Consider the following 13,944-nt stretch of genomic DNA (forward strand, 5'->3'; position numbering starts at 1 on the left):
AATGGAAGGGCCGCAGACGCGGCCCTTCGAAGTCTGTTATGGATCAAGCGGCCTCAAGCCGCGTGACGTTGTGCATTGAGCGGGATCTCGACATCGATCTCCAGGATCGAGACGTGTTCGTCACGATCCATCTTCACCCTGACCCTGTCCGCATCCAGCTCGACATGCTTGGAAATCACGGCAAGGATCTCTTCCCGCAGGATCTGGACCAGGTCAGATCCGGAGGACGCACGTTCATGGGCGAGAAGCACCTGCAGCCTCTCGCGAGCCATGGGCGCAGAGCGCTGGCGATTGAAAAGCCGGAAGATGTTCATGCAGCCCTCCGTGCGAAGATCTTGCCGAGAAGCCCGCGCTTTTCTTCAGGCAGGGTCACGGGCACGACTTCGCCCGACAGACGCCGTGCGGCTTCGAAGTAAGCCAGCGATGGGGCGCATCTGGCATCGGCAAGGGTCACCGGCGCACCAAGATTGGATGCCCGAAGGACATCCATGCTTTCGGGAATGATGCCAAGCAGCGGGATCGACAGGATTTCGAGAACGTCTTCCACCTTCAGCATGTCGCCACGCTGGGCTCGGGCCGCATCATAGCGCGTGAGAAGGAGATGTTTTTCCATCCGTTCTCCACGCTCGGCCTTGATCGTCTTGGAATCGAGGAGCCCGATGATGCGATCGGAATCGCGGACGGATGAGACTTCCGGGTTGGTGACAACCACCGCAATGTCGGCATGGCGCATGGCAAGTGTTGCGCCGCGCTCGATCCCGGCCGGGCTGTCGCAGATCACCCAGTCGAAGTAACGCTTCAACTCGCCGATCACCCATTCGACACCTTCGGCGGTCAGATTGTCCTTGTCGCGTGTCTGGGAAGCCGGAAGCAGAAAGAGTGTCTCGAGACGCTTGTCGCGAATGAGGGCCTGCGGAAGCTTCGCGTCGCCCTGGATCACGTTGATCAGGTCGTAGACAACGCGGCGTTCGGCACCCATGACGAGGTCGAGATTGCGCAGACCGACATCGAAATCGACCACGACAACCTTTTCGCCTTTCTGGGCGAGAGCCGCTCCCAGTGCGGCGGTCGAGGTTGTCTTGCCCACGCCACCCTTACCGGATGTGACGACGATTACCTTCCCCATCTTAACTCTCCTGTCCTGGAGCCCCTTGGGCTCAATTGAGTTTCTCGACCATGATCGTGCCCCCGTCGAGCCAGAGCTGGACCGGTTGTCCAAGCAGCTCCGGGGAGAGATCTTCGGCCATCTTGTAGATGCCATCGATGGCAATCAGTTCAGCTTCCAGCTTGCGGCAGAAAATCCGCGACGCGGCATTTCCAACGGAGCCGGCCATGGCGCGGCCACGCAGCGCCCCATAGACATGGATCGACCCGCCTGCGATGACTTCTGCGCCGGAGGACACGGACCCGATGATGGTCACATCCCCTTCGGTGAATATGATCGATTGCCCGGAACGCACCGGCTCATGAATGATCAGGGATTGTTGTGCGAGCCTTGTCTCGGCAGGGCGCTCCTCGACCATCGGACTGTCGTTCGACCCGCCCGCACCGCGCTGCTTTTCCTCATCGGCAACCACCTCGACATCCGAGGCCGGCCGACCGCCCTTGAGGATCGGCGGCATTCCAGACGAGATCATTGAGGGCCTCGCGCCTTCGATCCCCATCACGCTGACATTGCGTTTGGCCAGGTCGGCCAGAAAGCCTTTCAGTTCGGCCTTGTCGATGGCCAGATCCGTCAGGTCGAGGACGACCGGACGGTTCAGGAAAAAGCCCGCCGACCGCGCGGCGAGGTCGTCGAGCCTTGCAAGCCATTGATCAAGTGGTAGATCAGGCGACAAGACCACCGCAAGAAACGAGCGGCCCTTGATCCTGATCGAGCGAGCGTCTGTTAGCACTTTGGTCATCTACGTAAAGAATTCGTTGACCTGAGCTAACGTTGATATGGTTAACAAATGGTTAACAACGGGTCCTGGCCGTTAGGTTTTCGACGCTCCGCATACGATCAGAACATGCTGTTGCAAAGCTGCGACGCCGCGCAGCCTCGCATGGGTGGCAAAGTTCAAAAGCAGAGCCAAGCCTGTCGAGCCGGGCGCTCATTTCTGGCCGGATCGCGCCCGAATCATCTCGATGATTCCGGAGAAGTCTTTGGCTGCCGATCCCTCGTCGACAAACTGTTGATAGAGATCGGCGGCCATGCGGCCAAGCTCGGTCCCGGCACCCGTCGTTGCAGCAGCGGCCTGCGACAGGAGGAGGTCCTTGACCATCAAAGATGCGGCAAAGCCCGGCTGATAGTCACGATTGGCAGGAGATGTCGGCAGGGGTCCGGGAACGGGGCAATAGGACGTGAGCGACCAGCACTGACCGGAGGAAACGGACGCAACATCATAAAGCGCCTGATGGGTCAGGCCGAGCCCTTCACCAAGCACGAAGGCCTCCGATACCGCAATCATGGAGATGCCGAGGATCATGTTGTTGCAGATCTTCGCGGCCTGCCCCATGGCCGGGCCACCACAATGAATGATCTTCTTGCCCATGGCCTCAAGCAGGGGCCTGGCGCGCTCAAATGCCTCCGCCTCGCCTCCAGCCATGAAGGCGAGCGTGGCGGCTTCAGCGCCCGCGGTCCCCCCCGACACTGGGGCATCGAGGGCGGGGCACTGGTGCTGCCTTGCCATTTCATGGGCGCTTCTTGAACTTTCGATATCGACCGTCGAGCAGTCGACCAGAAGCGTGCCAGCCGGCACCGTGGAAACCAGTTCTTCCCAAACGGCCAGGACATGTTTGCCCGCCGGAAGCATGGTGATGACCGTTTCGCATTCGAGGACGGTCGCAGCAATCGTCTCGCAGATTTCGACACGCTGTTCGCGCGCACGGGTCAGGGCCTCATCCGAAAGATCAAAGCCGCGCACCTCGTGACCAGCCTTGACGAGATTGGCGGCCATGGGACCACCCATATGTCCCAGTCCGATAAACGCAATCCTGGCCATCAATCATTTCCTCCCGTTTCATTCGTCTCTGGACGCTTCTGTTTTTCTTCTCGCCCGATCTTGCACCAGCGCTGGTCGACGGTGTCAATCCACCTTTGGGACGAAACGCCAGGTCTCACGTGAAGGCTCACGGCATCCCGCTAGATGTGGAGGGCATGGCCGAGAGCCTGAAGCGCTGCCTCCTGTAGCGCTTCGCTGAGCGTCGGATGGGGATGGACCGTGCCAGCCAGGTCTTCAAGGCGTGCACCCATTTCAATTGCCAGGGCAAAGGCGCTGCCAAGTTCCGACACTCCCGCACCGACGGCCTGAAGGCCGAGAACGAGATGATTGTCGGCGCGCGCGACCACGCGGACGAAGCCCTTCTCCGACGTGGTGGTCATGGCTCTGCCGTTCGCGGCAAAGGGAAATGTCCCGATCTTCAGGTTCTCGACCTCTACCCGCGCCTCCGCCGGCAGCATTCCGGCACTGACGATCTCGGGATCGGTGAAGCAGACGGCGGGAATACAACGCTTGTCCCAGTTGCGCCGGTGGCCAGCGACGAGTTCCGCCACCATTTCACCCTGCGCCATGGCGCGGTGGGCCAGCATCGGGTCGCCGGTCACATCACCGATGGCATAGACGCCACGCATCGAGCTTCGGCATTGATCATCGATGCGGATGAATGGACCGGACCGGTCAAGATCGAGTTCTTCGAGGCCAAAACCTTCAACCCGTGGACGACGGCCCACAGTGACCAGGACCCTGTCTGCGGCAAGCGTCTGCCTCTCGCCGTTCCGCTGCTTGACGATGACGCCCTTGCCATCGGTGTCCAGCCCTTCGGCAAGCGCCTCTGTCAGGACTTTGACGCCGAGTTCGGAAAGCCGCTTCATCACGGGTTTGACGAGGTCCCCGTCATATTGTGGCAGGATCTGCTGAGAGCCTTCAACAATCGTGACCTTTGATCCAAGCTTGGCAAACGCCGTTCCAAGCTCAAGCCCAATATAGCCGCCACCGATGACAGCAAGCTGTTCGGGTCGCTCCCGGAGAGACAAAGCGTCTGCCGATGACAGAACCGCTCCACCGAAGGGCAGATTGGCAAGGGAAACCGGTTCCGACCCCGTTGCAATGACGACATTGTCCGCACGGACGATCTGATTGCCGGTCTCCGTTGCGACCTCGACCGTCTTGCCGTCGATAAAGCGGGCATGACCCCTGATGGTCTTGACACGGGCCTTTTGCAGAAGTGAACCCACCCCACCGTTCAGTTTTGCAACAATGCTGTCCTTCCATTCCATGGTACGGGTCAGATCAAGGCTCGGCGACTGGACGGTGATGCCGCAATGGCCATGCCCCCGGGTCATCTTCATGACCTTGTCGAATTCGTCGGCGGCATGGATCAAGGCCTTTGAGGGGATGCAGCCGATATTGAGACAGGTACCGCCGAGTTTCTCCGATTCGACAATGACGGTATCCAGTCCCAGTTGACCGGCGCGGATTGCACAGACATAGCCGCCGGGTCCGCCACCAATGACCAGAAGCTTGCAGGTGATCTCGTTCATCATCTCATCCTTCAACAAAGATCAGCGCCGGCGTTTCGATCAGGGTCTTGATGCGCTGGATGAAGACCGCCGCATCCCACCCGTCGACAATGCGATGATCGAAACTCGAGGAGAGGTTCATCATCTTTCTCGGCACGAACTGGGTCCCGTCCCAGACAGGGCGCGTCATGATCTTGTTGACGCCGACGATCGCCACTTCCGGGTGATTGATCACCGGCGTCGTGACAATGCCGCCGAGAGCTCCAAGCGACGTTATCGTGATCGTCGAGCCGGAGAGTTCATCGCGCTGCGCAACGCCCTTGCGGGCTGCCTCGCTGACGCGGGCAAGTTCGCGTGCGCAGTCCCAGATGGTGAGCGCCTCGGCGTGTTTGACAACCGGCACGGTGAGGCCAGCCGGTGTCTGGGTGGCGATCCCCACATGGACGGCACCAGAGCGGGTAATCACGCCGGCATTATCGTCGAATGTGGCATTGATTGCCGGCTGTTCGCCGAGTGTCTTGACCAGCGCACGGATCAGGAAAGGCAAGATTGTCAGCTTCGGCTGATCATCCCGACGGGCTGCGTTCATTGTCGCACGCAGTGCCTCAAGATCGGTAACATCAACCTCCTCGACATAGGTGATATGAGGTATCCTGGACACCGATAGCGCCATCTTCTCGGCGATCTTTCGGCGCAAGCCCGTCATCTTGATTGTTTCGGTGTCCGTTCTGCGCAGATCCTGCCGGGCGGGCAGCATAGCCTGACCGCCGGAAACGTCATGACCATCCAGGTCTTCATGCATGATCCGACCAGCGGACCCTGAGCCCCGGACCTGACGAAGATCAATGCCAGCTTCGAGCGCCCGTCGTCGCACGGCCGGCGATGCAAGCGGCTTCAATGTCTGCACGGGAGCGGCTGTCGAAGACCTGACAGCAGCAGGCAGATCCTTGCCACCAACCTCCGAAGTCTGCCGTGTAACGTCGAGGGCGACAGGTTGAGCTGGCACCGTCATGCGCTTCGGCGTTTCGGCTTCGATCGTCGCTTCGGCGGCACCTGTCTGGTCCTCTGGAACCTCGGCTGTCGTGGCAGCCGCGCCGTCAAGCGCGATACGCACGAGTGGTGCGCGGACCGCAATCACATCGCCAACCTCACCGCCCAGCCAGGCAACGATACCCGCCACCGGGGACGGTATCTCGACGGTCGCCTTGTCGGTCATGACGGCGGCAATGACCATGTCCTCGCGGACCGGATCGCCGGGTTTGACATGCCATTCGACGATCTCGGCCTCGGCGACACCTTCACCGACATCCGGCATCTTGATCACATGTTCCGCCATCACCGTGCCTCCATCACTTCGACAAGTGCCTGCCCGAGACGGGCGGGACCCGGGAAATAGTCCCATTCCTGTGCATGCGGATAGGGCGTGTCCCAACCGGCGACGCGGGCGATCGGCGCTTCCAGATGGTAGAAGCAGTGTTCCTGCACCAGCGAGACCACTTCCGCGCCGAAGCCGGATGTCAGGGTTGCCTCATGAACCATGACACAGCGGCCCGTCTTCTTCACCGATTGGACGATGGTATCGAGATCAAGCGGCAAGAGGCTTCTGAGGTCGATGATCTCGGCATCGATCCCGGTTTCCTCGGCGGCTGCTTCTGCGACATAGACCATGGTGCCATAGGCAATCACGGTGACATCCTTGCCGCTTCGGCGGATCTCGGCCTTGCCGATGGGGACCGTGTAATGACCGTCCGGCACCTCGCCAAGCGGATGTTTCGACCAGGGGATCACCGGGCGATCGTGATGGCCGTCAAAGGGGCCGTTATAGAGCCGCTTGGGCTCGAGGAAGATCACCGGGTCAGGATCCTCGATCGAGGCTATGAGAAGACCCTTGGCATCATAGGGATTGGACGGCATCACCACCTTCAGCCCACAGACATGGGTAAACAGCGCCTCGGGGCTCTGGCTATGAGTCTGGCCGCCAAAGATGCCGCCACCCGTCGGCATCCGGAGCACGATCGGGCAGGTGAAGTCACCATTCGAGCGGTAGCGAATGCGCGCCGCTTCCTGGGTGATCTGGTCATAGGCCGGGTACATGTAATCGGCGAACTGGATCTCGACACAGGGTTTCAGCCCATAGGCCGCCATGCCGATGGCGGTGCCGACAATGCCCGATTCACTGATCGGCGCATCAAAACAGCGCGTCCGGCCATATTTGGCCTGCAGCCCTTGCGTGGCACGGAAGACGCCACCGAAATAGCCGACATCCTCGCCAAAGACGACGACATCGTCATCGCGCTGCATGGAGACATCCATGGCGCTGCGGACCGCTTCAATCATGGTCATCCGGGTCATGTCAGTACCCCGCCTTCTGGCGCTGCCTGCGGATATGCGGCGGCATTTCGGCATAGACGCCCTCGAAGATATCGCGCACGGAGGGCTTGCCCCCGGTATGGAGCGTGCCGTTGCTTTCGGCTTCCTTCTGGGCCTGGATGACCTCGTCGAGGACTTCGGCCTCTGCCTGGCGGTGGCGCTCGTCCGACCAGACCCCGCGCTGGATGAGGTGGTTCTTCAACCGCAGGATCGGGTCACCCAGAGGCCAGACCTCCGATTCCGTCTTCGGTCGATAGGCGCTCGGATCATCGGAGGTCGAATGGGCACCGGCACGATAGGTGACATATTCGATGAGGGTCGGGCCGAGATTGCGGCGTGCCCGCTCCGTTGCCCATCTGGCAACCGCATGGACGGCCAGATAGTCATTGCCATCGACACGCAGGGCAGGAATGCCAAAGCCGAGGCCTCTTGCGGCAAAGGTGCCGGAACCGCCCCTCGCAATCCCCTGGAAGGTCGAAATCGCCCATTGATTGTTGACGATATTGAGGATGACCGGCGCCTTGTAGGTCGAGGCAAAGACCAAAGCCGAGTGAAAATCCGATTCTGCCGTCGAACCGTCACCGATCCAGGCAGCAGCAATCTTCGTGTCGCCCTTGATTGCCGAAGCCATGGCCCAGCCGACGGCCTGGATATATTGGGTGGCGAGATTGCCGGAAATGGTGAAGAAGCCGTGCTCCTTCGACGAATAGAGGACGGGCAGCTGCCGGCCGTGGAGCGGATCCTTCGCATTGGAAAAGATCTGGTTCATCATCGTGACCAGCGGATAATCATCCGCGATGAGGAGGCCCGCCTGACGATAGGTCGGGAAATTCATGTCCCCTTTCTGCAGTGCCTTGCGAAAGGCGCAGCTGACGGCCTCCTCGCCCAGATGCTGCATGTAGAAGGACGTCTTGCCCTGGCGCTGCGCCATCAGCATACGCTGATCGAAGGCCCGAAGCCGCATCATGTTGCGCAGCCCGGTCAGAAGATCCTCATCCGACAGAAGACCGGCCCAGGGGCCGACCGCTTCGCCCTGACGGTTCAGGACACGAATGATCGAATAGGCAAGATCCCGGATTGTCTCGGGATCGGCATCGACCGGAGGCCTTGGGACCGACCCGGCCTTGGGGATGGTGACATTGGAAAAATCCGGCTGGTCACCGGGCCGCACGGCAGGCTCTGGAACATGCAGGCTTAGTCGCATGGGTTCCGTCATGTGTTTGTCTCCTCCTGTCCCCTGGCCACGTCCTCCACGTGGGCAGGGGACCTTAAAGATTGCGGGCGATCACCAATCGCTGGATGTCACTTGTTCCTTCATAGATCTGGCAGATGCGGACATCGCGATAGATGCGCTCCACCGGATAGTCAGTCATGTAGCCATAGCCGCCATGGATCTGGATGGCGTCGGAGCACACACGCTCGGCCATTTCCGATGCAAAGAGCTTGGCCATCGAGGCTTCGCTGAGGCAGGGCTCGCCCGCCTCCTTGAGGGCTGCCGCATGCAGGACCAATTGGCGCGCCGCCGCAATTTGCGTCGCCATGTCGGCGAGCCGGAAGGCGACGGCCTGATGATCGGCAATGGGCTGTCCGAAGGCCGTACGTTCGCGCGCATAGTCCCTGGCGGCCTCAAATGCGGCACGTGCCATGCCAACGGCCTGAGCGGCAATGCCGATGCGCCCCCCTTCCAGATTGGCCAGGGCGATCTTGTAGCCCTGCCCCTCCTGCCCAAGCATCAAGTCGGCGGGAATACGCATGTCCGTGAAGGCGAGCTGACAGGTATCGGAGGAGTGAAGGCCAAGTTTTTCCTCAACCCGCACCACGTCATAGCCGGGCGTATCCGTCGGTACGATGAAGGCGGATATCCCCTTCTTGCCGGCCTCCGGATCCGTCACCGCAAAGACGATGACCAGATTGCCGTTCTTGCCCGAGGTAATGAACTGCTTGGCACCGTTGATGACATAATGATCGCCGTCGCGCCGCGCCCGCGTCTTGAGATTGGACGCATCCGAACCGGCATGGGGCTCGGTCAGGGCAAAGCCGCCAATCAAGGCGCCGCTGGCAAGGCCCGGCAGGAACCGGTTCTTCTGCTCTTCGGTGCCGAAATTCAAAATGGGAACGCAGCCGACCGAGCTATGGACACTCATGATCGTCGAGCAGGCACCGTCACCGGCAGCAATTTCCTCAAGCGCCACGGCGTAGGCGACGGCACCGGTCTCAGACCCGCCATAAGCCTCCGGCACCAGCATGCCAAGGAAGCCGAGCTCACCCATTTCGGAGAGCTCCTCGCGCGGAAAGCGACTGGTTCGATCCCGTTCGGCAGCCCCGGGCGCCAGCCGCTCCATGGCAAAGTTTCGGGCCATGTCCCGGATCTGCTGCTGGGATTCATTGAGGATCATGCAAAACCTCCCGGCATACGTTCGACCGCGATCGCCGTTGCCTCCCCGCCGCCAATGCAGACTGCAGCCATACCGCGCGACAGGTCATAATGTTCCATCGCTGACAGAAGGGTCACGAGAATGCGCGCGCCCGATGCCCCGATCGGATGACCAAGGGCACAGGCGCCCCCATGAATATTGACCTTGTCATGCGGCAGATCGAGATCGCGCATGGCAGCCATCGCGACCACGGCAAAAGCCTCGTTGATCTCGAAGAGATCGACATCGGACAGCGCCCAACCGCTCTTGTCAGAAAGGATACGCAAGGCTTCGACGGGCGCGGTCGGAAATCGCGACGGTGGGCCAGCATGACCGGCATGCGCGACAATCCTTGCCAGAGGTGCGAGCCCGCGACGGGATGCTTCGGACTGGCGCATCAGGACAAGTGCTGCGGCGCCATCCGAGATCGAGCTGGAATTGGCAGCCGTGACCGTGCCAGTGCTGCGGAAGGCCGGCTTCAGTGTCGGGATCTTGTCGAGCCTTGCCTTGCCGGGCTGTTGATCGATCTCCACCGTAACGACCGACTGGCGACCCTTCACGTCCACCGGGGCGATCTCGGCCTTGAAGCGGTCATTTGCAATCGCCTCCTGCGCCCGCCTGAGCGAGCGGATGGCAAATTCGTCCTGCATGTCGCGGGTAAACTGATAGGCCTCTGCACAGTCCTCCGCAAAGGTCCCCATCAGGCGTCCCTTGTCATAGGCGTCCTCAAGGCCGTCGAGGAACATGTGATCGGCGATCTGGCCGTGACCGAGGCGAAACCCGGCTCTTGCCTTGTCGATGAGGTAAGGCGCATTGCTCATGCTCTCCATGCCACCGGCAAGCGCCGTATCAATGCTGCCAGCCGCAATCAGATCATGGGCGAGCATGATCGCTTTCATCCCGGAACCGCACATCTTGTTGATGGTCGTCGCGCCGACCTTCTGCGGGATGCCGGCAGCAATGGCCGCCTGTCGTGCGGGCGCCTGGCCGAGGCCAGCGGAAAGGACGCAGCCATAGATGACCTCGTCGAGGTCGTCATCAGAAAGTGCGGAACGCTCCAAAGCAGCACGCATGGCGACAGCACCCAGTTCCGGCGCTGTGACGGCAGCAAGCGAGCCCTGGAACCCGCCCATGGGCGTTCGCGCAGCACCGACGATCACGATGGGATCTTCCACTGCCATTACCTCCTCCACGATCCCCTCACGGCTTCAAGGATCAAACATGCCAACGCCTCCAGATGGCATGCCAGTCGGGATCACCGACCTGTTTAGATCGTATCACCACTCAAACAGGACAGCAAAAGCAATATGATTGATTCTTAACCAATTTGTGATACATATGATCTCATTTGATCGTTAATGTTAGCTTGAATGAACCATGAACCAGCTGGACAGTTATGACCGGAAGATTTTGCGGGTGCTTGGCGACGAGGGCCGCATCAGCTGGCGCGATCTGGCGTCAAGGATCGGGCTTTCCTTCACGCCGACGCTGCGTCGTGTGCGCAAGCTGGAAGATGAAGGGATCATTCGTGGTTATACGGCCGTGTTCGATGAGAATCGCTTGCTGGGGACCATGGGCGTCTTCATCACCGTCACGCTTGAACGGCAGATCAAGGATGCGCTGACCACCTTCGAGCACAGCGTGGCGTCCATGCCGGAGGTCATAGGCGGCTATCAGACATCCGGCAGCTCGGATTACCTGATCCACGCCATGGTCAGGGATCTATCCCATTACCAGCAATTGCTGGACTATCTGACCACGGTGCCGGGTGTTGCCCGCATCCAGTCCAACTTCGCGATCAAGACCTTCATTCGCCGGTCGGCCGCGTTTGCCGGCGATGGAACCGCCTGACGGCACCCTCCCGGCGCAATATGCCTGGACCGGGAGGATCAAAGGACTGCCGTCTGTTATTCAACAGCATCCGAACGAGAAGGCTTTGTCTGCTGACCGGTAAGCGAAAGCGCTTCGGCAAGCACGGCGGTGTCACCGATATGGTTCATCAGGATCAGGATCAGCCGAGCGTTGAATGCGATGCTTTCTTCTTCAGACAAGCCCTTGTGGTGGGAAATCAGCAGCGCATAGGCATCATCGACTGAAGCCAGATTGGGTTTGGTGACAAGGCTCACAATCGGCCCTCCCATATGGCATCATGGACGGCCTTGACCGCATTGCCATCAACTCTCTCCCAACGGGCGGCGATGATCTGGTCCGGACGGACCAGATAGACGCCCGCTGGACAATCGCCGAGATAGCGCGATGCCATGAACTCGTCGGGCGCAACCTCGAGCACGGCGACACCTTCAACCTTCGGCGCTTCCGCGCCAATAGCCAGCAGGGTCATGCGTCCCGCAAGCTGCGGGAGCAACCAGTCCTCGCCCAGAGGTGCATCCGGTGCAACGGCTCCTGGCCGCGAGCGCGCCGGCATGGCCGCAACATCCGGTGCATCGTGAAGCGGATAGATGCAAGGCATGGAAAGACGACCGGAATTGACCATCGGACGTGCAAATTCAGCCCTTGATGCAAGATCCAGAACCGCGTCACGGAACCAGCGTTCGGCACCGGCAGCCGGCGACATGAAACGGGTCGAGCGCGAGGAATTGCGGATGTTTTCATCCGAACCAAAGGTGCGCTCGGCATCATAACGCTCAAGCAGTTTCGCCGGTGCATCGCCCTTGATGACGCCGCCAGTCTCCAGCCAAGCGCATCGACGTCCTGCAACCCGCCATTACCGCCGCGAGCACCGAAGGGCGATACGACATGGGCGCTGTCGCCGACAAAGATCACGCGGTCATGAACGAAGCGACGCAGCCTTCGGCACTGAAAGCTATAGATCGAGGTCCAGTCGAGCCGGAAGTTCCGGTGCCCGACAACCTTTTCGATGCGCGGAATGATGCGCTCCGGCTTTTTCTCTTCCTCGGGATCGCTGTCCCAACCCAGCTGCAGATCGATACGATAGATATTGTCCGGCTGCTTGTGCAGGAGGGCCGACTGGCCACTGTGGAATTCGGGCTCGAACCAGAACCAGCGCTCCGACGGAAAGTCGGCTTCCATTTCGATATCGGCAATCAGAAAGCGTTCTTCAAACAACTCGCCGTCGAATTCCAGCCCCATCATCGTGCGGATCGGAGAACGTGCACCATCACAGGCCAACACATAATCCGCCTCCAGACAATAAACGCCATCTGGCGTCTCGATGGTCAGCCGGGCTTTGTCCTCATCCTGTTCCAGGCCGGTGACACGGTTCTTGAAACGCAGATCGACCAGATCGCTCTGCTGGCAACGCTCGACCAGATATTCCTCGACATAATATTGCTGCAGGTTGACGAAGGCCGGCATCTTGTGACCGGTCTCGGGCAGAAGATCGAAGCTGAAGACTTCGCGATCGCGATGATGGGTGCGCCCGACCTTCCAGGTCACACCCTTTTCAAGACAGGCATCGCCCACACCCAGACGGTCGAGGATTTCGAGTGAGCGCTTGGCCCAGCAAATCGCACGGCTGCCAACAGAGACAACATTGTTGTCATCCAGCACCACGGACGCAACACCATGATTGGCAAGCTCCAGTGCCGCCGCCAGACCAATTGGCCCCGCGCCAACAATCACGACGGGATGGCTTGGCTCACTGGCACAGAGCCCGGGCGGCGCCACATAGTCAAAGGGGGTATAGGCATAGGCCATGATATCTCCTCCGCGGCCCGCTCAGCCTTGCAGCTGAGCCCACATGTCCCGATCCCGCTCGGCGGTCCATATCCTTGGCGTGTCGATGCCACGGGCCTCGTCATAGGCGCGCGCCACGTTGAAGGGCAGGCAGTGCTCATAGATGGCATAGCTTGAAAACTTGGGGTCGCAGGCCGCGCGGACGGCGTCCCAGGCTTCCTTCAGCGAGCCGCCGCGCGCAACGACCCTTTCCACGGGCTTGTAAGTCGAGCGAACAAAATCCGCCGTGGCCTCCAAAGCCTTGGCCACCATGTCCTCACCGATCAGGGCGTCGCCCCGACCGGGTGCAATGGCCTTGGGCTCGAAGGCTGCGATATTGGCAAGCGTGTCTTCCCAGTCGGAAAAATGTCCATCACCGCAATAGCAGGCAGAGTGATATTCAACGATATCGCCGGTGAACATCACTTCTTCATCAGGAACCCAGATGACGCAGTCACCAGCGGTATGCGCGCGGCCAAGCTTCATGATGTCCACGCGACGCTTGCCGAGCCAGACAGTCATGCTTTCCGAAAAGGTCGTGGTCGGGCGGGTGAGACCCGGGATTTCCTCATGCCCCTGGAAGAGGCGCGGGAAGCGGCCGAATTCGCTGTCCCAGTCCTCCTGCCCGCGCTCCTCGACCATGGCGGCGGCCTTGTCCGACATGATGATCTCACGCGCAGCATAGGCTGAGGCGCCGAGGACGCGCACGGCGTGATAATGGGTCAGCACGACGTGACTGATCGGCTTGTCGGTGACGGAGCGAACGCAATCGATGACCTTGCGGGCAAGCCGTGGCGTTGCCTGGGCTTCGACGATCATGACGCTTTCATCGCCGATGATGACGCCGGTATTGGGATCACCCTCGGCGGTGAAGGCATAAAGCCCCTCGCCGATCCTGGTGAAGCTCACGGTCTTTTCAGCCATGTCCCCCTGGGATGCAAATGCCTTGCTCATCTCAATTCC

At 60.4% G+C, this 13,944-nt stretch carries 13 protein-coding genes and 1 pseudogene; 1 reads left to right on the forward strand and 13 read right to left on the reverse strand.

Going from position 1 to position 13,944, the window contains the following annotated elements; all coding sequences use genetic code 11:
* Nucleotides 1-53: 53 nt before the first annotated feature.
* From minE to FE840_RS20315, 10 genes are all read right to left on the reverse strand, one after another.
* Nucleotides 54-314, reverse strand: a complete 261-nt coding sequence (gene minE, locus FE840_RS20270) for a cell division topological specificity factor MinE (protein WP_138287631.1) — start codon at nt 312-314, stop codon at nt 54-56.
* Entirely contained in the window at nt 311-1,126 is an 816-nt protein-coding gene (gene minD / locus FE840_RS20275) for a septum site-determining protein MinD (RefSeq protein WP_138287630.1), read from the reverse strand. Before minD ends, minE begins: the two co-directional genes overlap by 4 nt.
* 31 nt (nt 1,127-1,157) lie before the next feature.
* A complete protein-coding gene (gene minC, locus FE840_RS20280) occupies nt 1,158-1,904 on the reverse strand; it encodes a septum site-determining protein MinC (protein WP_138287629.1) in 747 nt (248 codons plus the stop codon).
* Between the two features lie 189 nt (nt 1,905-2,093).
* A complete protein-coding gene (mmsB, locus tag FE840_RS20285; RefSeq protein ID WP_138287628.1) occupies nt 2,094-2,984 on the reverse strand; it encodes a 3-hydroxyisobutyrate dehydrogenase in 891 nt (296 codons plus the stop codon).
* 140 nt (nt 2,985-3,124) lie between these two features.
* Nucleotides 3,125-4,522 (reverse strand): dihydrolipoyl dehydrogenase, encoded by a 1,398-nt coding sequence (gene lpdA, locus FE840_RS20290; RefSeq protein WP_138287627.1) that lies wholly within the window; start codon nt 4,520-4,522, stop codon nt 3,125-3,127.
* A gap of 4 nt (nt 4,523-4,526) precedes the next feature.
* A complete protein-coding gene (locus tag FE840_RS20295) occupies nt 4,527-5,837 on the reverse strand; it encodes a dihydrolipoamide acetyltransferase family protein (protein WP_138287626.1) in 1,311 nt (436 codons plus the stop codon).
* A complete protein-coding gene (locus FE840_RS20300) occupies nt 5,837-6,853 on the reverse strand; it encodes an alpha-ketoacid dehydrogenase subunit beta (protein WP_138287625.1) in 1,017 nt (338 codons plus the stop codon). The genes FE840_RS20295 and FE840_RS20300 overlap by 1 nt, the downstream gene beginning before the upstream one ends.
* Nucleotide 6,854: 1 nt before the next feature.
* Nucleotides 6,855-8,087, reverse strand: a complete 1,233-nt coding sequence (locus tag FE840_RS20305; RefSeq protein ID WP_138287624.1) for a 3-methyl-2-oxobutanoate dehydrogenase (2-methylpropanoyl-transferring) subunit alpha — start codon at nt 8,085-8,087, stop codon at nt 6,855-6,857.
* Nucleotides 8,088-8,139: 52 nt separating this feature from the next.
* Nucleotides 8,140-9,267, reverse strand: coding sequence for an acyl-CoA dehydrogenase family protein (locus FE840_RS20310; protein ID WP_138287623.1), 1,128 nt, complete (start codon nt 9,265-9,267; stop codon nt 8,140-8,142).
* A complete protein-coding gene (locus FE840_RS20315; RefSeq protein ID WP_138287622.1) occupies nt 9,264-10,466 on the reverse strand; it encodes an acetyl-CoA C-acyltransferase in 1,203 nt (400 codons plus the stop codon). Before FE840_RS20315 ends, FE840_RS20310 begins: the two co-directional genes overlap by 4 nt.
* 196 nt (nt 10,467-10,662) lie before the next feature.
* Between FE840_RS20315 and FE840_RS20320 the strand changes: the two genes are divergently transcribed.
* On the forward strand, nt 10,663-11,136 hold the full coding sequence (locus FE840_RS20320) for an Lrp/AsnC family transcriptional regulator (RefSeq protein WP_138287621.1): 474 nt from the start codon (nt 10,663-10,665) through the stop codon (nt 11,134-11,136).
* Between the two features lie 56 nt (nt 11,137-11,192).
* On the opposite strand, the gene FE840_RS20325 is transcribed toward FE840_RS20320, so the two are convergent.
* The 3 genes and pseudogenes from FE840_RS20325 to FE840_RS20335 form a co-directional block, all read right to left on the reverse strand.
* On the reverse strand, nt 11,193-11,411 hold the full coding sequence (locus FE840_RS20325) for a DUF2783 domain-containing protein (protein ID WP_425502231.1): 219 nt from the start codon (nt 11,409-11,411) through the stop codon (nt 11,193-11,195).
* Nucleotides 11,408-12,963 (reverse strand): annotated as a pseudogene (locus FE840_RS20330) (FAD-dependent oxidoreductase). Before FE840_RS20330 ends, FE840_RS20325 begins: the two are co-directional and overlap by 4 nt.
* Nucleotides 12,964-12,984: 21 nt before the next feature.
* Nucleotides 12,985-13,935, reverse strand: a complete 951-nt coding sequence (locus FE840_RS20335; protein WP_138287618.1) for an MBL fold metallo-hydrolase — start codon at nt 13,933-13,935, stop codon at nt 12,985-12,987.
* Nucleotides 13,936-13,944: the final 9 nt, after the last annotated feature.

The organism is Peteryoungia desertarenae (assembly GCF_005860795.2).
Lineage (GTDB): Bacteria > Pseudomonadota > Alphaproteobacteria > Rhizobiales > Rhizobiaceae > Allorhizobium > Allorhizobium desertarenae.